This is a genomic window from Paenibacillus sp. 1001270B_150601_E10 (assembly GCF_015558675.1).
In the GTDB taxonomy this organism is placed as follows: Bacteria; Bacillota; Bacilli; order Paenibacillales; family Paenibacillaceae; genus Paenibacillus_B.
Genome location: NZ_JADMOL010000001.1, coordinates 940,664 through 961,838, shown reverse-complemented (window position 1 = coordinate 961,838; position 21,175 = coordinate 940,664). Strand labels below are relative to the sequence as shown.

Sequence of the window (21,175 nt, the reverse complement as noted above, 5' to 3'; positions counted from 1 at the left end):
ACTCGGATCCATTTGAGGCATCTCGGATGGCGTTTGCGCATTGGCTGCCGATTGATTGCTATCCTTTGTCTCCTCCAGAACCGGCATATTCACCTCAACGACAAGCGGGTTCGTCATGCTGTTCATTTGATCGGTAACATAGCCTTTCACGCCATTGCCGAGAGCTAGCATCAAGATGACGCTTGTAATCCCGATGCTTGCCCCGATCGAGATGAGCACGTTGCGCGTCATCTTCTCCTTCATATTATTAAGCGCGAGCTTGATCGCGGAACCCATGCTTAGATTCTGCTTGTCCTTATTGATCATGGATCGCTCTGAAGGAGAACGGCCAATATCAATTCCCTTTCGATCATCTACAATCTGGCCATCTGCAATCTTGACGACGCGGCTTGAGTGGTTAGCGACCTTCTCGGAGTGAGTAACCATGATGACGAGCTTGCCCTTGCGAGCGATGTTTGTGATAAGCTCAAGAATCTGCTCGGTCGTCTCCGAGTCCAAAGAGCCTGTAGGCTCGTCTGCAACAATGATATCTGGGTCATTGATTAGAGCGCGTGCAATGGCTACGCGCTGCTTCTGACCACCAGAGAGCTGATTCGGCTTCTTATTGATATGATCCTTTAGTCCAACCTCCGTAAGTATTTCTTGAGCTCGCTTGACACGCTCGCTCTTGCTGATGTTAGACAAGGTCATCGCAATCGTGACATTATCAAGGACAGATAGATGAGGAATGAGATTAAAGCTTTGGAATACAAAGCCGACCTTGTTTTTACGATAGGCATCAAGCTCTTTGCTGCTGAATTCTCCGATATTGCGGCCTTCAATCAATAGCTTGCCGCTGAAGTTGGAGTCCAAGCCGCCGATTAGGTTCATTAATGTGGACTTGCCGCTTCCGGACTCGCCGATGATTGAGACCAGCTCACCCTTTTGAAATGCAATGTTAATGTCGCGTAGAGCGGGATAAGTCTGGTTATCGGCCAGCTTATAGCTCTTCGAGACTTGCTGGAGTTCTAGAATGTTCAATGAGCATCACCTTTCTTGCTGTAAGGAGTGTGATATGACAAGGTGTCATGTTGTGGTTTTCACTATATATGACAGGGTGTCAGGTGTCAAGGACATAGCGAGCGGTAATCATAACCAATGATGGTTATGAAGCTTAGTGCCAGACGTTGAATCTGCAACGTTCAAAACACGGCTTGATGGGATAACCTCTCCCTGATGTATACTAGGACTGAAGCGTAAAGTGGAATGGAGTGGAGAAGATGAAGAAAAAAGTTGGAATCATTGGTCTTGGGGATATCGCGAAAAAAGCTTACTTGCCTGTGCTTGCCTCACACCCCCAAGTTGATATTGTTGGCATTGCTGCTCGAACGGCGGAAACGGTTCAGGATGTTGGGGAGCGGTACCGTATTTCTAATAAATATACAGAGCTTGATGAGTTGCTCCATGAGAAGCTGGATGCGATATTTGTACATACCCCGACCGACACGCATGAAGACATCGTATGCCGATGCATGGAGAAGGGGGTTCACGTGTATGTGGACAAGCCGTTATCCTATGATATTGAAGCATCCAGACGTATGATAGAGACGGCGAGAGCAACGGACCGTCTTCTTGCTGTCGGATTCAACCGCCGCTTCGCTCCATTGTATCTAAAGGCAAAGGAATGGATGGATGAGGCGGGCGGATTCGATCTTCTTATTGCCGAGAAGCATCGTACACGCCAGCAGAAGCTCTCCATGAAGGAAACCTTCTATGACGATCTCATTCATATGATCGATCTTTTGCTGTGGATGGGTGCAGCACCGCATGAGCTAACATCCATGCTGAATCAGCAGGACGATAACGGGCGTCTGCTGCACGCTACAGGTACGCTTCAATTCGATGGAGGTGCTGCGGCCGTATTCAGTATGAATCGGCGTGCTGGCAAGGATATGGAGCGTGTAGAGCTTCATGGCGGTGGACGTTCTATAGCGGTTACCAACCTCGAGCATGCAATAGCTGCGGACCGGAGCACGGGAGAGCAGAGCTTTGGCTTTGGAAGCTGGGAAACCATTAGTGAACGAAGAGGCTTTGCGGGCATTATTGATCACTTTATTGCATCCCTGGATGCCCCGGAGCAGTGCTCGATTGCAGGCGAGCGAGTATGGGACACACATGTGCTTATTGAACAATTAACGAAGAGATAAAGAGTTATTTGATTACAGGCCTTGCTCCGTTCTGAGTTGGTATAAGAACGAAGCAAGGTTTTTTTGTAGAAAAGGAATGACAGCCAGCCTCTAGGTGATACTACCATGATTTTTTTGATTAGAATAACGTCTAGCGACAATCACAACTCTTGTAAAGTAACTTCATGAAACATGATTTCAAATGCAATATTTCAACCATTATCTGGATAAAATTATATAGGCTCATATAAGAATATGTGGAAAATGAACAAATTTTCATATAAGATAATACCGAGCATACGTAAAAAATTGTCGATTAACGACAGGAGGTGGACAGCATGTTGCGTCGCTATACAATGATCGGAAGTTTGAATATGGCAGCAGCGGTTGCTCTTGGTGCCTTTGGCGCACATATTTTACAAACACATCTAACGCCTGAACGTCTGGCAACATGGGAGACTGCGGTACAATACCATATGATTCATGCCGTAGCGCTGTTAATTATCGCGATGTTTGCCGATAGATTCAATGAATCCAAGCAATTATTATGGTCCCTACGGCTCATATGGATAGGTATATTAATCTTTTCGGGAAGCCTATATATTCTCTGCCTATCTGGCATTGGAGTACTAGGCGCTATTACGCCAATTGGCGGCGTCTCGTTTATCGTCGGCTGGATCATGCTGTTTGCAGCTGCTCTTCGCTTGCGAAAATAACGATGAGCCGCTTGATGTTCATACAGATGAAGATGTAGCTAGCTGTTCCATGGGTTATGACAACCTATCTTAAGATACATATAGAGGCGGATGATTGATTCTGCCCAATGTTGGAAGTTCGATTATGGGAGGACTAACCTCATGCTTCATCACAAGGGAAATACGGACAATGGGGTGTTCGAACGGTTGCCAATTGCGGCAGCACGCATGCTGCTTGATGGAACGGTAAGATGTTCAAATCGATCCTTCCGCAAAGAGATGGGAATGGCTTCTGATGGGCCTTTCTTATTGGATGAATGGTTAGAATTTGAACAGGATCGTTTACTGGAGGCAGCTAAGGAAGTTGCAGCTTCACAAGTGGAGCTTCAGCTTACGTTGATTGGCAATGGTGAGCGCGGATACAACCGGGAATGGCTTGTCCATTTGATTCCGATTCAGAATCAAGGGAATGAAGTGCTTATCTGTGTTCAGGATGCCGTTCCTAATCGGCATATGACCGAGAGTCTAAATTATTTATCATTCTACGATGACATTACAGGTCTGCCGAACCGAAGCATGTTTATGAAAAGGCTTGAAGATGCAGTAAATGAACCGAAGGAGGACCAGGAATCCGCACTGCTATTAATGGATCTGGATCGGTTCAAACGTATAAATGAGACCTTTGGCCCAGATATTGGGGATATGCTGCTTATGCAGATTGCAGCAAGGCTGGTACGTGTCGCGAACAGTCATAATATCGTAGCAAGGATGCAAGGCGACAAATTTGCGTGCTTGGTAACGGGTATTGAGTTCGAGGAGCAGCTTGTACAGCAAGTGGAGAATTTTCTAGGGTGCATGGATGAACCATTCCTCATTCGAGACGTACCGATTCATCTTACGATGAGTATTGCGGTCGTAACTCGAGTAGAGGCCGAGGGTGGGAAGGGGAGCACTCCTTTTGTGCTGCTACAGCAGGCTGAACTCGCGTTGTCTCGTCTCAAGAAGAGCGGAATCAGTCGATATCTGTTCTATTCTCCGGAAATGGAGAACCATGCGTTAAAGCAGTTGACGCTAGAGCATGAGATGCGTCAAGGCCTGATCGAAGGACAATTTCAATTATATTATCAGCCGCAGGTTGATATGGATAATCGCATTACCGGGGTAGAGGCGCTTGTGCGCTGGAATCACCCTGTTCGCGGACTCATCTCTCCTGGAGAATTTATCCCTTTAGCAGAGGAGAATGGCTTTATCGTGTCTTTAGGGGAGTGGGTGCTTGAGGAAGCCTGCAATCAGAATAAGAAATGGCAGAGTGAGGGATTACCGCCCATACCGGTATCCGTTAATTTGTCCGTTCGACAATTCGAGCGATCAAATTTTCCCCATACGGTAAAGCAGGTGCTTGATCGCACCGGTCTTCATGCCCAGTATCTGGACCTGGAGATTACAGAAACCATGACGCTCGATGTAACTCGAGCAAGACATGTATTAAGTGAATTGAAAAAGCTCGGCGTAGCGATTAGCATTGACGACTTTGGAACGGGATACAGCTCGCTCCATTATCTGAAGAGCTTCCCGATCAATCGCTTGAAGATTGACCAGTCCTTCGTGCGTGATCTGAAGCAGGACCCGAATGATGCGGCAATCGTATCTGCGATCATTGCGCTTGGTCACCAGATGAATTTGCAGGTTATCGCAGAAGGTGTAGAAACGTATGAACAGCTTCAATTTTTACAAAAACATGCATGTGATGAGATTCAAGGCTACTTCTTTAGCCCGCCGCTTCCAGGGCCATCCTTTGAGTTGATGCTTAGGAAGCAGAGCGCTTGATTGATTCATCCTATGATCATAAGCAATCATAACGACAGAATATAAAGCCGCAGCTTCGATACCCAATCACACGAGCTGCGGCTTGCTATGTCGTTTATTTTTAATGCGCTTTAACTATAATGTGCAGTCTCCCTTATTGGGAATAAGGGGTCATGTTCTCAATCTCATATAAGTGAAAGGCGTAGACCATTTTCTCGTCAACATGATATACATTTAGCAGCAGATTTGACGGATCATAGTTCAATATACGAGCTGGAATGCTTAGGCGCACCCCTTTCGTTTTATTGACCTCAAGACGTACCAAGGTTTGGTCTTTAATGTAGCTTCCGATTTCGACCTCAATGGATATCGAATGTAAGGGTTCGTCCTGACGCATGGAAGCAGTTGGAGGGGCTTGATTCGCAATTGTATGCGTTTTCTGAACAGTAGGTGAATGTTTGCATTCTTTGGTATCGTGGTGCTCTGCACGTGTGTGAATATGAATATCTAGAACTTCTGGATTTGCACGAAGCAATTGGAACAATTTTTTCTTAACCTCGGCATTGGAGTTTCCTCTTACTAAAACATCGATGTTCAATTTGAAAGTAGACCCTAAGTTTCCAGAATGTGATGATATGGACATGAATTCCTAATACCTCCAGCGCCATTATAAGTAATAATACCCATTATATTATGAATTATTGTCGACAATTAATAGTTCTATGGTACTAAAATTGAATTTCGAAATCATCCAAATTTTGAGATACACCATTTGTGGATAATTGCATATGGTAATATGTCAATGTCAACGAAGGAGGTATCTTGCTTTGGTTACAGTTGTTCCTATTACCATAGAAGGCCAAACAGTGATTGGTGTTGAGGTACTGCTTCCCAAGACGACCCTCTTAGCGATTACGACAGACTGTGGATATATTATGTGTGGTGCTTTGGATGTGGGCTTGCTGAACGAAAAGCTGCATGATCGCGGCATTATCGCAGGACGTGCAGTCGGTGTTCGCACATTGGAGCAGCTTTTGGAAGCACCACTTGAATCCGTTACGATTGAAGCTGAGCGTATCGGCATCGTAGCCGGAACGACAGGCAAGGATGCTTTGTTGAAAATGTTAAGCTAAGCTCAATAGCGTCGAATCGCCGTGTGATGAATATCAACATAAAGAAGACAGTATCCGCGCAGGATACTGTCTTTTTCTATTTGTCCAATCGATCATAAAGTTGCAGCTTACTTGGCTTTAAGGTTCTCCATTAAAGCTTGCAAGGATTGATGGAATGGCGGCTTAAGGATGCCGTGCTCTGTAATGATCGCTGTAACATACTCATTCGGTGTGACATCAAAGGCGGGATTATAGACTTTAACTCCCTGAGGAGCCGTTCTTGTTCCGAACGCTTCAGTAATCTCGCTTTCATTCCGCTCTTCAATCGGAATGAGATCGCCATGAGGAGTGTCCATATCAATCGTAGATACCGGACAAGCCACATAGAACGGAATCCCGTGGGCCTTAGCCAGAACAGCGACCCCATAGGTTCCAATCTTGTTTGCAACGTCGCCATTGGCTGCTACACGATCCGTACCTACGATTACGGCCTGTATGAGTCCTTTTTTCATGACCATGGCAGCCATATTGTCGCAGATAAGAGTTACATCAATGCCAGCTTGCTGAAGCTCGAAAGCTGTGAGTCGTGCTCCTTGCAGCACAGGTCGTGTCTCGTCTGCGTATACACGAAGCTCCATGCCGCGTTCCTTCGCAATATACATTGGAGCTAATGCTGTGCCGTAACGGGCCGTAGCAAGTCCGCCAGCATTGCAATGAGTGAGGACACCCATTCCGTCTTCAAACAAGGTTACAGCATGTTCCCCAATACTTCGGCACACTCTTTCATCTTCAAGATGGATCGCCTGTGCCTCTTCAAGCAAATGGGCACTCAGTTCTTCAACAGGAATAGATGTTTCAACAAGCGCCTGTGCCTTCGCTTTCATGCGATCGAGCGCCCAGAATAAATTTACGGCGGTTGGTCGAGCGGTTGCTAAATATTCAGCATCCGCGAGGACCTGTTGAAGCCACTGCTCTCGAGCTTGAGCCCCCTTATTCAGGGAACCGAGCACGACGCCGTATGCTGCAGCGATGCCGATTGCCGGCGCTCCTCTTACGACAAGCTCGTGAATCCCATGCCATACATGGGAAACCTCTGTCAGCTTCAAGTAATCGATCTGACCTGGAAGCACTCGTTGATCTAGAAGCTCCAGCGTATCTTCCGTCCACCGTACGGAAACAAGGGTTTCATTATAGGTGTCTAGTTGCTGTGTCATGAAGTATATACTCCTTTGAATGCAGATTCACAAATAACGAGAAGCTCATCGATCTGTTCAAGTTTGCGGTTCGCATTGACGAGCGACGTTCCAATACGAAGTGCAAGTCTTTCAGCCTGCTCCTTTGCCTTTGGATCAGGGATCGTATCAATGTCAGCGACATGCGACAAGCCTACGATGCGGCGAATCATTTTACAGCCTGTATACCCAGCTGCATCCTGTAGCAGACGCTGCATGTACAGTTCCTGATACGGCTGGTTATGAGACAAACGATCCACGCCATGCGCCCTCCATAATTGAAGGAACTGATCATGGAATTGATTCCAAATATCCTTAATGGTATGAACCAGATAGTGACGGTACTCCTCGCGATTCTTCTCATCGCATATCCAGTATTCTTGCCCGGCAGCATTTAATAGAAGATTTGCAAATACAGCTCCTATGTCAAAGCCCATCGGACCAAAGTAAGCAAACTCTGGATCAATAACCTTGGTGGACTCAGGTGTAATAAAGATGCTTCCTGTATGAAGATCACCATGAAGAAGTGCCTGCGCTTGAGTCAAAAATTTCTCCCTTAGCAGCATAACCTCAAGTTGAAGCGTTTCATCCTTGCATAATTGCTCATGTGCGTCTGCAATGGCAGGGTTGATATTGTTATTGTCAGATACCGTATAGGGATCATCAAAAATCAGATCTTCTGTGATCTTGCACAGATCAGGGTTGATAAAGCGTTCTACCATTCGTTTCTTCTCCTGCTGATTCATGCCAAGATCCGATGTATAGAAGAGCGTATATGCCATGAAATCTGCAATGTGTTTGGCAAAGATCGGATAGGTATGTCCTTCGATCAGCCCCTTGCGCATAATAACATGATCGCTCAAATCTTCCATGATGGTATAAGCCATCTCTTTATCGTAGCCATACACCTTCGGCACGAGGTGTGGAACGAGCGTTCCCTGGTTGACAAGCGCTTCGCTTTCGATGCGGGCACGATCAAGGGACAATGGCCAAGACTCACCGACAACCTTTGCATAAGGAAGTGCTTGTTTGATAATAATACTTTTGGTTGGTTCTCCCTGAACGGGGTTCGTGAAGACGCGGAATACTAAGTTTAGATTGCCATCGCCAATCTCTTGGCACTGCAACTCAGCATCTGCGTCAAACAAGTCCGTAATATCGCGAGCGATGGCAATGGCATCTGCATTGCTTAGAGGACGGTAAGCTGTTTCGGACATGAGCGCAAGCACTCCTCTCATTGAATCATTCATCTAGGTTAGAATTGGTAAAAAGGTTTTGCGATTTAGTATATAGGATTTTTTTGCCTATTAAAATACTTTATTTGCAAAATCGTAGAATTTAAGTTTGATTCACCGCTTACTTGATGGGGTAACTAACGTATAGTGCGATAGATCATTGGAAAAGTTCCAATAATATGGTCAAATTTTCTCTGAGCCATTCATCATGGATTGCAAGAGGCCTCGATATGTAATAGCAGCAGCGAAGAATCAAGTATTCATTTGAGAATGCTCGGTTCTGGAAGAAATTTCAGAGAAAAATTTCTGAAAAATACTTGATTGATAATTACTTTTAGATTAGAATTATTATCAACAAGTAATTAATAAAGTAAAGGATGAGTGAAAATGGAGGTAACAATTATGAAACAAAAAACATTGCAAGAGATCGTAAATCAACAAGTTGCTAATCTTAACGTATTCTATGTCAAACTTCATAACTATCACTGGTATGTTAAAGGTCATATGTTCTTTACGCTTCATGAGAAATTTGAGGAATTCTATAATGAAGTAACCGAAAACATGGACGAAGTAGCAGAACGCCTGCTTACGATCGGTGGAAAGCCATATGCAACAATGAAGGAATACCTGGAGCATACAACACTTCAAGAAGGTAACTCCTCTGATGCAGCGGACACAATGGTTAAAAATCTGATCGCTGACTTCAAACAACTCGCAAAAGAGTTCGGCGAAGTGATGGAGCTTGCTCAAGAGCAAGGCGACGAAGCAACAAGCGACGTATTCCTGGGAATCAAATCCGAATACGAGAAGCATGTATGGATGCTTGAAGCATATATCGGCTAAGTGCATATCATAAGCGCAAAGCGCATCCTTGTTTAGAGGATGCGCTTTTATTTTGAATTTGAACGGATAAAAATTGAACATGATCAAGCGATAGCGGCGTTCCAATGTTGCCCGCTTATGAAAATAGGAAATTATATCCCTGAGATTTTGTAAAAAAGTGTGGTAACATGCTGAAAATAAAGCGCGAAAGTTGAAAAGCGCGAGAGGAAGCTTTAAAATTGTATTGAGAATCACTGAGAATCACTTTATAATAACTACAATGTGATAAATTTTATAGAAATCAATTTTAATCCGTGATTTCTCATAAGCAAATTCACCATGAAGTTAAGAATATACCATGATATTTGGAGGTACAGCGCACATGGCAACTGAATTCGTCATTAATGGTCTGAAAGCGACTATTGAGGGTAAAGAAATTCTTAAAGGTATCAACCTCAGCATGAAAGGTGGAGAGATCCACGCAATCATGGGGCCTAACGGAACGGGTAAAAGTACTCTTGCTTCCGCATTGATGGGGCATCCTAAATATGAAGTAACGGACGGTACAGTAACATTGGACGGCGAAGATTTGCTTGAGATGGAAGTAGACGAGCGCGCTCGTGCGGGTCTGTTCCTTGCGATGCAATACCCAAGCGAGATCGCTGGGGTAACAAACTCTGACTTCCTTCGCAGTGCGATCAACGCTCGCCGCGGTGAAGGCAACGAGATCTCTTTGATCAAGTTCATCCGCCAAATGGAAGGTAAGATGAAGGCTCTTGATATGAATGATGAGTTTGCTCATCGTTATCTCAATGAAGGCTTCTCCGGCGGTGAGAAAAAGCGTAATGAGATTCTGCAAATGATGATGATTGAGCCTAAGATCGTCGTATTGGACGAGATTGACTCCGGCCTTGATATCGACGCTTTGAAAATTGTTGCAAACGGCGTTAATGAGATGAGAAACGAGGAACGCGGATTCTTAATCATCACTCACTATCAACGCTTGTTGAACTATGTGAAGCCTGATTTCGTTCACGTTATGATGCAAGGACGAATTGTGAAGTCTGGCGGACCTGAGCTTGCTGAACGCCTGGAGGCTGAAGGCTATGATTGGGTAAAAGAAGAGCTAGGCATCACTGACGAAACAGTAGGACAAGAATAGTCCGTTCATAAATGACGAGACAGGAGGAGCGATAGACCGATGAGTACTGAAATCGTATTACCTGTAGACCGCAATGCGGTCGCGGCTCTCTCCAACAGCAAGAATGAGCCGGCTTGGTTAGCCGAGCTGCGCTTGCAAGCATTGGAGATAGCAGCACAATTAGAGAATCCTAAGCCTGAGAAGACTAAAATTGATCGTTGGAATCTTGATGCATACGGAACGGCTTCGAACAAAGCGAATGTTGCTCAGTTTTCTGAGCTTCCAGCAGCTGTGAAGGAGATTCTTCAATCTTCTGAAGAGGTTCAAGCGAAAAACGTATTGGTTCAAGTAGATTCCAATGTTATTTATACAAAATTGGAAGAAGAATTGAAGCAGCAAGGTGTTATTTTTACCGACCTAGAGACTGCAACCCGTGAACACGAGGAGCTTGTGAAGCCTTATCTGATGCAAGCGTTAAAGGCAGATGAGCATCGTGTAGCAGCTCTTCATGCAGCATTGTGGAATGGTGGGGTATTCTTGTATGTTCCTCGCAACGTGGAGATCGAGATTCCACTTCAAGCGATATTCTATCAAGAGGATGACAAAGCAACGTTTGCACCGCATGTGTTGATCGTAGCGGACACAAACAGCCGCGTTCATTATGTGGATAGCTACATTTCTTCCGAAACGACAGAAGCTTCTGTTCATAACGGAGTTGTAGAAGTATTCGTGAAGCCTGGCGCGAAGGTAACGTATGCATCCATCCACCATATGAGCAAAGATACAATTGATCTGTCCTACCGCAGAGCTGTAGTAGAACAAGATGGCGGCATCGAGTGGATCGTGGGAGAGATGCACAATGGCAACACCATCTCGGATACGACTTCCATCCTTCAAGGCAATGGCTCCACATCCGACGCTAAGATAATCTGCGTTGGCAACGGAGAGCAGAAGCTTAACCTGACGACAAGAGCCGTGCATGTCGGCAAGAGCTCTGACAGCCAGATGATTACGCGTGCGGTTATGCGCGAACAAGCTTCCTCCATTATCAATGGCATCACGAAGATCGAGAAGGGTGCAACGAAGGCAAATGGCGAGCAAACGGAACGTGTGCTCATGCTGAGCCCGAAAGCGCGCGGAGATGCTAACCCCATTCTCCTTATCGATGAGGATGACGTTACAGCAGGACACGCAGCATCTGCTGGTCAAGTCAATCAGGAACAAGTTTACTATATGATGTCCCGCGGTATCTCCCGCGAGGATGCTGAGAACTTGATTATTCGTGGATTCTTGGCTCCGGTTGTATCGGAGATTCCAAATGAGCAGCTTCAAGCGATGCTCAAGCGGTACATTGAAAGGAAGTTAGGACAATGATAGGACGCGAACTTCGTGAGCAGTTTCCGATACTTAATCAGGAAGTGAACGGGCACCCGCTAGTATATTTGGATAGTGCAGCGACATCTCAGAAGCCACGTCGTGTGTTGGATGCGATCAAGAAGTATTACGAATGGGATAATGCAAACGTGCACCGTGGTGTGCATACGCTAGGTTCACGTGCAACGGACGCTTACGAAGGAGCGCGTGAAAAAGTGGCTCGCTTTTTAAACGCCAAGAGCCCTGAAGAGATCGTGTTCACAAGAGGAACGACAACTGCGCTAAATTTGGTTGCTTCCTCTTATGCTAGAGCGGTTTTGAAGCCAGAAGATGAGATTGTCATTACGCCAATGGAACATCACAGCAACTTGATCCCATGGCAGCAGGCTGCGAAAGCAACTGGTGCAACGCTCAAATATCTTCCACTTCAAAATGATGGCACGATCTCGTTAGAGGATGTCGAGGCTACGATTACATCTCGTACGAAAATTGTATCGATCATGCATGTATCGAATGTGCTTGGTTTAGTGAATCCTGTGAAGGAGATTGCCGAAATTGCCCATCGCCATGGTGCTGTTATGGTCGTTGATGGTGCTCAGAGCGCACCGCATATGAAGATCGATGTTCAAGATCTGAACTGTGATTTCTTTGCCTTCTCAGGGCATAAGATGTGTGGTCCAACTGGTATTGGCGCACTCTATGGGAAAAAGTCACTGCTTCAGAACATGGAGCCGATCGAGTTTGGTGGCGAGATGATTGATTTTGTTGACCTACACGAATCAACCTGGAAGGATGCGCCGTGGCGCTTTGAGGGCGGTACGCCGATTATTGCCGGAGCTGTAGGGCTTGGAGCAGCAATCGACTTCCTTGAAGAGGTTGGACTTGATACTATACATCAGCATGAGCTCAAGCTTGCTGCATATGCATATGATAAATTGTCAATGATTGACGGAATTACGATTTATGGACCTGATCACGATCGGGTTGGCCTCGTAACCTTCAATTTGGATGAGGTTCATCCACATGATGTGGCTACGGTTCTGGATGCGAAGGGCGTTGCTATTCGCGCAGGACATCACTGCTGCCAGCCATTGATGAGATGGCTTGAGGTGAGTGCAACTGCTCGTGCTAGCTTCTATCTGTACAATACAGAAGAAGATATTGACCAGTTGGTGTCAGCCCTTCTGGAGACAAAGGAGTACTTTAGCGATGCAATTGGATGATTTGTACCGTCGCGTCATCATGGATCATTATAAAAAGCCCCGTAACCGAGGTACATTTGATGCTGATGCTGTAACGATTGCCCTCAACAATCCAACATGTGGAGACCGAATTTCGCTCCAGCTCATCCTTGAGGATGGGGTTGTCAAGGATGCACGATATACAGGAGAAGGATGCTCCATAAGCATGTCTAGTGCTTCGATGATGACAGAAGCGGTAAAAGGAAAGACCGTAGAAGAAGCGCTGAACCTTGCGGATCGATTCTCTGCAATGGTGAAGGGCGAAGACGTTGAGTTTGAAGAATACGAAGATATTGAAGCCTTGTCTGGCGTAAATAAATTCCCTGCACGTATTAAATGTGCGACTTTAGCTTGGAATGCACTTCGCAAAGGTGTAGAACAGCAATAACACAGGTGTACGGCTTCGTACACGAATAGGAGGTTGCTTAAGCGATGGCGAAGAAAATGCCTGAAATGGAAGAGTACAAATATGGCTTTCGCGATAATCACCAAGCGGTGTTCCAGTCGGGTAAAGGCTTAACTCCGGAGATTGTAAAAGAGATTTCCAAGATTAAGAACGAGCCGGAATGGATGCTTGAATACCGTTTGAAGTCTTTGGACCAATTCAACAAGATGGCTACTCCACGTTGGGGCGGCGATCTTGATGAGCTCGATTTTGATGATATTCAATACTATGTTCGTCCTTCAGAGAAGCAAGGGAAGACTTGGGAAGAGGTTCCTGCTGAGATTAAGGAAACGTTCGACAAGCTCGGCATTCCTGAAGCAGAGCAAAAGTTCCTTGCTGGCGTATCTGCACAGTACGAATCTGAGGTTGTATATCACAGCATGCAGAAGGATCTTGAGGATCAAGGCGTTATCTTTACTGATACCGATACAGCTCTTCGCGAGCACCCTGAGATCTTCAAGGAGTACTTCGGTACCGTTGTTCCTCCTGCAGACAACAAGTTTGCGGCATTGAACAGCGCAGTATGGTCTGGCGGCAGCTTCATCTATGTTCCAAAAGGAGTAAAATGCGAAATTCCGCTTCAAGCGTACTTCCGTATCAACTCTGAGAACATGGGACAATTCGAGCGCACGCTGATCATTGCTGACGAAGGAAGCTTTGTTCACTATGTTGAAGGCTGTACAGCTCCAATCTACAGCACAAACTCCCTTCACAGTGCGGTGGTTGAGATCATCGTGAAGAAGGATGCTCGTGTTCGCTATACGACGATTCAAAACTGGGCTCCAAACATTTATAACCTGGTTACGAAGCGTGCAGTGTGCGAAGAGAACGCGAACATGGAATGGGTTGATGGCAACATCGGTTCCAAGCTGACGATGAAATATCCTGCTGTTATCTTGAAAGGCCGCGGTGCAAAAGGCTCCGTGCTCTCCATCGCTGTTGCAGGTAAAGGACAGCATCAAGATGCAGGTGCGAAAATGATTCACTTGGCACCAGATACAACATCTACGATTATTTCCAAATCGATCTCGAAGCATGGCGGGAAAGTAACGTATCGTGGTTTAGCTTCCTTTGGACGCAATTCCGATGGAGCGAAGTCAAACGTTAAGTGTGACACACTCATCTTGGATAATGAGTCCACGTCCGATACGATTCCGTACAATGAGATTCTGAATGACAACATTCAGCTTGAGCATGAAGCAACGGTATCCAAGGTATCCGAGGAGCAGCTCTTCTATCTCATGAGCCGGGGCTTGACGGAAGATGAAGCGACTCAAATGATCGTTATGGGCTTCATCGAGCCGTTCACGAAGGAATTGCCAATGGAGTATGCGGTAGAGATGAACCGTCTCATCAAGTTCGAGATGGAAGGCTCTATTGGGTAAGATAAATATGGGCGTATCAACTAATAAAGATGGTATTTTGTATTCTTGAGATACCAGATTGATACCGTTTAGTCGAATACGCTCATTGCTTCTATCTTTCTTTCGGTATGAATTTTTTATGATCATGCGAATAGTGGTACGGCGTTAGCCCGCCGAACAAAAATAGACCTTTAGGGAATCCGTATATTGTTTATACGGATTCTTTTTTATCTCTGTCAGTATCTCTGCTATGAATTGGAGGAGTGGCACATAACCAATACGGCCTTGGGTTTTTGGTGATGTAAAAGCATGAGGGAATAGATCCTTTTATAAGGTCTTTGTGTGCCTAAGACCAAAAAAGAGCCTTGAGGATATAAGTTGGGACAGGATTGACCCCATATGTCTTAAGGCTCTTTTTATATTTGTCGAAAAAGAAAGTGTGAAATAATTAAAATGGTGAATATTTATTTTGTCGGGGCAATCGATTGCAGCCCTTGTCATCGAATATGGAATAATTGACTGTGATCAATGACATCAAAAGCTCTTTTTAGATAATAAGGTACAGATTAATAAAAATGTTCTTGAGTGGAATGACAACCATGTAATTTCATTTTAATATCAATCTGGTGTTTTTTTTGGTATACTTATAAAATGGAAGCATTATACGATTAAGGAGGATATTATGAAAAAAGTTTTAGGGGTATTATCATTAGTTATTTTAATCATTGGTTTAGTAGGGTGTGGAGGTGCTAAAGAGCAGTCAAGTACATATACTTTGAGTCTAGAAGGCACCGAAATAGAGATGACATATTATTATAAAAATGATAAAGTCACAAAACAAACTACAAATAGTACAGTTCCTTATTCTTCGATAGGAGCAGCGGATAAGGAAGAAGCAAAATCAATTATTGAGCCTTTAGCCAAGCAGTATGAAAATGTAACAGGAGTTAAGCATGAAGTTGATTACCAAGAGGATAAACTTGTAGAAAAGACTGAAGTTGACTATAGCAAAGCTTCTTTAAAAGAAGTATCAGAGTTAACAGGGACGATGTTTGATGATACTGAAGAAGCTGATTTTGTTAGCATGAAGAAAAGTGAAGAAATGTTATTAAGTAATGGGTTTACTAAGAAATAAGAGATATTAAGTGCATCATAATATGATCACTTATCTATTACGAAAAAAATATAATCATAGAGCTTCCATTTATGTCGTTTAGTAATCTTTTTGGGAAGGCCACCAAAGTGTTTTAAATGACCTTGGTGGCTTTTCTATGTTTAAGAGTATGCGGTGTATGATAAAGGAATTACCTGGATTTCCTTTGTGGTACGTTATAATTAAATACAATTCAGATAACGAATAAGAGCCGTCGGGTTATATCTACGGCTCTTTTTGTATTGTTATATATTCTATTATAATTAGGTGGATATAAAGAAGTGCCAATCCAAGAGGAAGGCACTTCTAACAAGCTAGGTCATTTTTTGTTTACTTATTACGGGATATAGTCGTACAATCTGCCTACTGCTGGAAAGCTGCTATCACTACCGACAACTACAGAGTAAGTACAATTGGAAGACATATAAAAGTCACGTGAAACAGTTCCACCATCAGAAGGTACTGTTAAGAATTCACCAAGTTCTGCTGTTCCGCAATGTTTGGTGTAATATCCGTAAGCTGAACCACTTGCATTAATTTGAATTCTGCCCATTTTGTTTTGTCCATTAATATGTTGTTCTGACTGAGCCTGTTTACCCGCTGAAGCATAAGCCATAACCATAGTGTCTGCAGAAGCAATGCCTGCAACCATCGTAAACATGAGTAAACCAAGTCCGAAAACTTTTAATTTTCTCATTCTACACCTCCTAAATTATGGATATAAATCTACTAGAACATAACCCATACTCCTATATATTGTCAATATAATAACTCGTTAATGATAAACATGATGTATGAGTAGGTTCTGCTCTAACTGAGAGCATATAAGGTCATACTGAATAGGATGCGATACGAGAGAATATGAACTTTTAGTTCGTCTTCTCCTTTTTTATATGATGAGAGGACTCCAAGATAGAATGATTATGTCTAACTTCTCGATAGCATGAATGTCTTGGGTGTGTTATGTTGAGGGAGACATTAAAGCAGGAGGGGATCGGCTTGAGCGTCATTGCATTAGGTGAGAAGTATTATCGAGATGTGCTTGCTTTATCGGAGTACGCCTTTCAATTCAAGTTTGATGATGAAGAAGTAGAAGAAGTTATTGATGATATGAAGAAGCATCATCTTCTCTATGGCATATGCGATGAAGATCAATTAGCAGCTAAATTGCATCTGCTACCGCTTGAAGTGAGCTTTGGAGATCAACGCTATAAAATGGGCGGTATCGCAGGAGTTGCAACGTATCCGCAGTACCGACGAAACGGTTATATTCGAGAACTGCTGAAGCATGTCCTCTTGACGATGAAGAATGATGGGTTCACCGTCTCCATGCTGCATCCGCTTTCGGTTTCATTTTATCGGAAATTTGGGTATGAGCTATTCTCCAATCGGCTTATGTGCACAATAAACAAATCTAATTTAGTTATGCAGAAACAGGCTAAGGGTCGAGTAAAACTGTATCGCAAGGATACGCACCCAGCTGAAATAAATGAAGTATACCATCAATATGCAAAGAAGTTCGCTGGCATGCTGGTGAGAAATGAAGAACGTTGGAAATCCGTATATTATGACAATCTAACCGCTGCGGTTTATTATAATGAACAAAATGAGGCAACGGGGTACATGCTTTATCGGGTCAAAGATTCCATTATGTCCGTCAGAGAGTTTATAACGCTCAATCATGAAGCAAGACAAGGGCTGTGGAACTTTAGCTGTCAGCATGATTCGATGATCAATGAGCTCAAAATCATTCTAAATGAGAAGGAACCCTTATTGCACACGCTCCAAGAGCCTCGCGTCACAGCAGAGCTAAGGCCTTACTTTATGGCCCGTATCGTAGATGCCAAAGCCTTTCTTGATCAATATTCGTTTGCCTGGGAGAACCAAACTTCAGTTGTGAGTCTGCATGTAACAGATGAGGCTGCGTCATGGAACAACACGACGTTCGTGTTAGACAATAGACACGTACACATTGATAAAGAGGTAGAAGCTTTAGCGACTCAGGGTACGGGTCTATGCGTGGATATACAAGCTCTAACAGCAATGCTATTTGGCTATAAACGCCCAATCGAACTGTACGAGCTGGAGCAGCTGACAGGTCCTAAAGAGCAGGTAGAGGCACTCGAGCAATTGATTCCAACCTATCAGCCATTCTTCTCTGATTTCTTTTAACTTGTGAAAGTAAGGCCTAGTTGTTACAAAAGATATAAACGTATGATGATGGAGAGCTGCACATGGTGCGGCTCTTTTTTGTTTGAGGTGCAGGTTTACAGAATTGGAAGTGCAAGCGGATGAATGACATGATTGTAAGAATCATGTAAGGTGCATGAATAGTAGCGAATGTACATCCTTGCTATCCTGTTCTATAGAAGGCATACCGTTCAGGGGGGTTATTTGCATGCAAGAAAAAAGAAATGGATTTGGAATAGATGCTTTTTGGCTAAAACTCATAGCTATGCTCTTTATGGTGATTGACCATGTTCATACGTATATTTTGATCCAAATGGATGGGCCGTTCCCCGTATTTTTACAATATCCAGGACGTATTGTCAGCCCAATATTCTTTTATTTCCTAGTAGAAGGGTTCTTTCACACGAGAAGCCGCTTGAAATATGGGATGAGGCTCTTAGGTTGGTCCGCAGTGATGGCGGCAGGTTCTTGGCTTCTCGTTTCGATGTTTCCGTCGCCTATCGGACTGCACAATAATATCTTTTTATCTTTATTCTTTGGGCTAATCCTGGTGGTCGGCTTGCATATGATTGAGCAGGGCGGGGGAAAGTTTGTTTGCCTAGGACTGCTGATCGCTGTTGGAGCAGCTGCTGTAAGCATCCTCTTTACTGAGGCAAGCATCTATGGCGTGCTTTGTGTGCTCGTGTTCTATTATGCTCGGAAAAAGAAATGGATCCTGAGCATCGCCTATATGGCAGGTGTCCTGTTAGTAAGCATTGTGGGACTCGGAGGATTCCAGTTAAGCTATGAACAGTTATTCCTGTTCGATCCGCAATGGATGATGATCTTCGCGCTTCCGTTCATCCTGTTGTATAACGGCAAGCGAGGCTATAGCGCCAAGTGGTCCAAGTATTTGTTCTATGTCTTTTACCCGGTGCACCTATGGATGATCTACATGATTGGCTATTTCATTGCGAACTAGATAAAGAAGGTAACGAAAGTGGTTGCATGAAAAAAAGAGGGTGTATCATACACCCTCTTTTTCTATACACTCTAAAGTGGCTAACAAGCTATCCAATCATAATCTCCTCGATCTCAATGGATCGATTCTTCGATAAGTCGATAAATTGTTGATCCAATTGGATCAGCGGACGGAAAAATTCCGTATGATGATTCATAATGATGATGCCGACTCGCCCATCGTTTAGCTTTGCACGCTTCGAGAGGAAGTTTGGCAGCATTTTTCGAATAAAGGTATGCGTGATGTGAGGGTCCAGCTGGCTGTAGCTCATCTGATGCATTTCCTTTAACACGGAAAAAAGATCCTGTTTCTTCCGATAAACGCGATTGGAAATCATGGCGCTGTATACATCCGCTACTGCTACTATACGGGCTACCTCATGAATGCGGTCTCCTTGCAAGCCTACAGGGTATCCGGAGCCGTCCATTCGCTCATGGTGCTGAAGTGCAGCGAGAGACAGCCATTCGTCGTCAAAGCTGTTGCTAACGATTTGCTGACCGGCCAGCGTATGCTGCTTGATTTGCTCGAATTCCTCATCTGTTAGGGCTCCAGGCTTATTAATGAGCTCGCGCTTAATGACACATTTTCCGATGTCGTGGAGATACCCAGCCTTCCCGATGCGCTTAGCATCCTCCTCGCTGTAACCAAGCCAGCTGGCTAGATAGAAGGACAGCACACTGACTTGAATGGAGTGCTGATACGTGTAATCCTCCTCGCCATTCATAAGCATTAATAAGGAAACAACATCTCTTTCCTTCTGAATTTGATTTAGCAGGGGCAAATAGGTCTCTTCAATATCTGAATCCTCGACGATGCCTTCAGCTGCTGCATGCTCGAAAATAAGATTGGTATGTTGAATAGCAACCTCGTATTGATTGATTAGCTGTTCTCTAGAAGTATTCTTAGAAGATTGCTTTACGGCAGCAACGGCCATCGAGTCGATCGAATACTGAGGCGTAAGCCGCTCAATGATATCTATTAGATCTATCTGATGCCGCTCAAGCAAATGTCTGTCCTTGGACTTAAGTACCGTTCCAGCTGACAGAACAAGTGTCCCATGATCATTGAATATGTCTCTTAAGAGAATATCTCCTTCTTTTACATCTGTGAGCTGAATGCGCATTGTGCGATCCACCGTTCCTCATTCTGGTATTTTATCTGTGTATGTTCATCATATCAACATTAGGTTGCAGGTACAACAACATTTTCCAGATCCGAAAAACTCTATATAGGAACACCAATAAGAGAAGAAAAAAATAGATTCAAGTCGGATTTCAAGGTTATAATGAGTTGTCGGCATATATGAACGTACTTTGCGATACACATGGAGTAATGGACAAGATTACATGTGAGGGGGGCTCATTCCATATGCTGACGGTGCTTGTTGCGATATTGCTAGGCATTGTGGAAGGACTAACGGAATTTATTCCGGTATCATCCACAGGACATATGATTCTCACCGCGAAGTTGATGGGAATTGATGAACAAAGTGATCTATTAAAGACCTTCGAGATTGTGATTCAGCTTGGAGCGATCCTTGCCATTGCGGTCGTATACAGAGGGCAAATTCGTCGAATGCTGGGCTTGTCTCCAAAGACGATGAAGAGAGGAAATGCTCCAAGTAAACAGCTTAATCTCCTTCATATACTGCTAGGCATTACCCCTGCTTTACTAACGGCTTATTTTGCAAGGGATTATATTAAGGAACTCTTTAGTGCCGAGACGGTCCTGCTTGCCTTGATAGTAGGAGGAGGCTTCATGTGGTTCTCGGAATGGATCAGAAAGAAAAGAGTCCCTACCACGGAAACCGTTGACGATTTAACCTATAAACAAGCCTTTTTGATCGGAATCTATCAGATTATATCGGTGCTATGGCCTGGATTCTCTCGTTCCGGCTCAACGATCTCAGGAGGCATGCTATCTCGTGTAAGCTATCGGGCTGCGGCTGATTTTTCATTTATTATGGCTATTCCGATCATGCTTGCAGCAAGCGGATATGAGCTGTTGCAGTCTTATAAGCAGTTTGATTGGCATGCCATCGGTTTTTTTGTGCTTGGCTTCCTGATTTCCTTTATGGTGGCCTATGCCGTCGTCGTTTTCTTTTTAAAGCACATTCAAAAAATTACGCTCAAGCACTTCGCGGTTTATCGCTTTTTGCTTGCAGCATTGTTTTGGTTTTTCGTTATGCGTTAAGAAATAT

Annotated in this window: 19 protein-coding genes and 1 pseudogene; 14 read left to right on the top strand and 6 right to left on the bottom strand. The window is 44.2% G+C overall.

Annotated features, from left to right (window positions below):
* Positions 1-1,020 (bottom strand): annotated as a pseudogene (locus I2H74_RS24455) (ATP-binding cassette domain-containing protein); the annotation flags it as partial.
* A gap of 239 nt (positions 1,021-1,259) precedes the next feature.
* Between I2H74_RS24455 and I2H74_RS04385 the strand changes: the two are divergent.
* From I2H74_RS04385 to I2H74_RS04375, 3 genes are all read left to right on the top strand, one after another.
* Positions 1,260-2,186, top strand: coding sequence for a Gfo/Idh/MocA family protein (locus I2H74_RS04385; protein ID WP_195571944.1), 927 nt, complete (start codon positions 1,260-1,262; stop codon positions 2,184-2,186).
* 317 nt (positions 2,187-2,503) lie between these two features.
* Complete coding sequence (locus I2H74_RS04380; RefSeq protein ID WP_195571943.1) at positions 2,504-2,881, top strand: DUF423 domain-containing protein; 378 nt, start codon at positions 2,504-2,506, stop codon at positions 2,879-2,881.
* Positions 2,882-3,022: 141 nt separating this feature from the next.
* The gene (locus I2H74_RS04375; protein WP_229106323.1) at positions 3,023-4,687 is read left to right on the top strand and encodes a putative bifunctional diguanylate cyclase/phosphodiesterase; all 1,665 of its coding nucleotides are present in this window, start codon (positions 3,023-3,025) and stop codon (positions 4,685-4,687) included.
* Positions 4,688-4,820: 133 nt separating this feature from the next.
* Here I2H74_RS04375 and I2H74_RS04370 read toward each other — a convergent pair whose 3' ends face one another.
* Positions 4,821-5,309: a hypothetical protein gene (locus I2H74_RS04370; protein ID WP_195571941.1), complete on the bottom strand. Its 489-nt coding sequence runs from the start codon at positions 5,307-5,309 to the stop codon at positions 4,821-4,823.
* Positions 5,310-5,493: 184 nt separating this feature from the next.
* Here I2H74_RS04370 and I2H74_RS04365 point away from each other — a divergent pair, with 184 nt between their 5' ends.
* Positions 5,494-5,799: a YunC family protein gene (locus I2H74_RS04365; protein WP_195571940.1), complete on the top strand. Its 306-nt coding sequence runs from the start codon at positions 5,494-5,496 to the stop codon at positions 5,797-5,799.
* Between the two features lie 107 nt (positions 5,800-5,906).
* Here the strand turns inward: I2H74_RS04365 and mtnA are convergent, their stop codons facing one another.
* Both mtnA and mtnK read right to left on the bottom strand, forming a co-directional pair.
* Positions 5,907-6,992, bottom strand: a complete 1,086-nt coding sequence (gene mtnA / locus I2H74_RS04360) for an S-methyl-5-thioribose-1-phosphate isomerase (protein WP_195571939.1) — start codon at positions 6,990-6,992, stop codon at positions 5,907-5,909.
* Positions 6,989-8,227 (bottom strand): S-methyl-5-thioribose kinase, encoded by a 1,239-nt coding sequence (gene mtnK, locus I2H74_RS04355; protein ID WP_195571937.1) that lies wholly within the window; start codon positions 8,225-8,227, stop codon positions 6,989-6,991. The genes mtnA and mtnK overlap by 4 nt, the downstream gene beginning before the upstream one ends.
* Positions 8,228-8,647: 420 nt before the next feature.
* On the opposite strand from mtnK, the gene I2H74_RS04350 reads away from it, so the two are divergent.
* The 7 genes from I2H74_RS04350 (at position 8,648) to I2H74_RS04320 (ending at position 15,767) form a co-directional block, all read left to right on the top strand.
* A complete protein-coding gene (locus I2H74_RS04350; RefSeq protein ID WP_195571936.1) occupies positions 8,648-9,088 on the top strand; it encodes a Dps family protein in 441 nt (146 codons plus the stop codon).
* A gap of 361 nt (positions 9,089-9,449) precedes the next feature.
* Positions 9,450-10,229, top strand: a complete 780-nt coding sequence (gene sufC, locus I2H74_RS04345) for a Fe-S cluster assembly ATPase SufC (RefSeq protein WP_195571934.1) — start codon at positions 9,450-9,452, stop codon at positions 10,227-10,229.
* A 39-nt stretch (positions 10,230-10,268) separates the two neighbouring features.
* Positions 10,269-11,582, top strand: a complete 1,314-nt coding sequence (sufD, locus tag I2H74_RS04340; protein WP_195571932.1) for a Fe-S cluster assembly protein SufD — start codon at positions 10,269-10,271, stop codon at positions 11,580-11,582.
* Positions 11,579-12,805, top strand: a complete 1,227-nt coding sequence (locus I2H74_RS04335) for a cysteine desulfurase (protein ID WP_195571931.1) — start codon at positions 11,579-11,581, stop codon at positions 12,803-12,805. Before sufD ends, I2H74_RS04335 begins: the two co-directional genes overlap by 4 nt.
* Positions 12,792-13,211, top strand: a complete 420-nt coding sequence (gene sufU / locus I2H74_RS04330; protein WP_195571929.1) for a Fe-S cluster assembly sulfur transfer protein SufU — start codon at positions 12,792-12,794, stop codon at positions 13,209-13,211. The genes I2H74_RS04335 and sufU overlap by 14 nt, the downstream gene beginning before the upstream one ends.
* A gap of 44 nt (positions 13,212-13,255) precedes the next feature.
* Positions 13,256-14,653 carry a Fe-S cluster assembly protein SufB gene (gene sufB / locus I2H74_RS04325; RefSeq protein WP_195571927.1) on the top strand — a complete coding sequence of 466 codons (1,398 nt, stop codon included), beginning with the start codon at positions 13,256-13,258 and terminating at the stop codon, positions 14,651-14,653.
* Positions 14,654-15,314: 661 nt separating this feature from the next.
* Positions 15,315-15,767, top strand: a complete 453-nt coding sequence (locus tag I2H74_RS04320) for a YehR family lipoprotein (protein WP_195571925.1) — start codon at positions 15,315-15,317, stop codon at positions 15,765-15,767.
* Positions 15,768-16,122: 355 nt separating this feature from the next.
* Here I2H74_RS04320 and I2H74_RS04315 read toward each other — a convergent pair whose 3' ends face one another.
* Positions 16,123-16,482, bottom strand: coding sequence for a hypothetical protein (locus tag I2H74_RS04315; RefSeq protein WP_195571924.1), 360 nt, complete (start codon positions 16,480-16,482; stop codon positions 16,123-16,125).
* A gap of 302 nt (positions 16,483-16,784) precedes the next feature.
* On the opposite strand from I2H74_RS04315, the gene I2H74_RS04310 reads away from it, so the two are divergent.
* Together I2H74_RS04310 and I2H74_RS04305 are read left to right on the top strand one after the other, a co-directional pair.
* A complete protein-coding gene (locus I2H74_RS04310) occupies positions 16,785-17,957 on the top strand; it encodes a GNAT family N-acetyltransferase (protein WP_195571922.1) in 1,173 nt (390 codons plus the stop codon).
* A gap of 226 nt (positions 17,958-18,183) precedes the next feature.
* Positions 18,184-18,936: a TraX family protein gene (locus tag I2H74_RS04305; protein WP_195571920.1), complete on the top strand. Its 753-nt coding sequence runs from the start codon at positions 18,184-18,186 to the stop codon at positions 18,934-18,936.
* 88 nt (positions 18,937-19,024) lie between these two features.
* Here I2H74_RS04305 and I2H74_RS04300 read toward each other — a convergent pair whose 3' ends face one another.
* Positions 19,025-20,110 carry an HD-GYP domain-containing protein gene (locus I2H74_RS04300; protein ID WP_324253998.1) on the bottom strand — a complete coding sequence of 362 codons (1,086 nt, stop codon included), beginning with the start codon at positions 20,108-20,110 and terminating at the stop codon, positions 19,025-19,027.
* Positions 20,111-20,346: 236 nt separating this feature from the next.
* Between I2H74_RS04300 and I2H74_RS04295 the strand changes: the two genes are divergently transcribed.
* Positions 20,347-21,168 (top strand): undecaprenyl-diphosphate phosphatase, encoded by an 822-nt coding sequence (locus I2H74_RS04295; RefSeq protein WP_420707417.1) that lies wholly within the window; start codon positions 20,347-20,349, stop codon positions 21,166-21,168.
* The last annotated feature ends 7 nt before the right edge of the window (positions 21,169-21,175 follow it).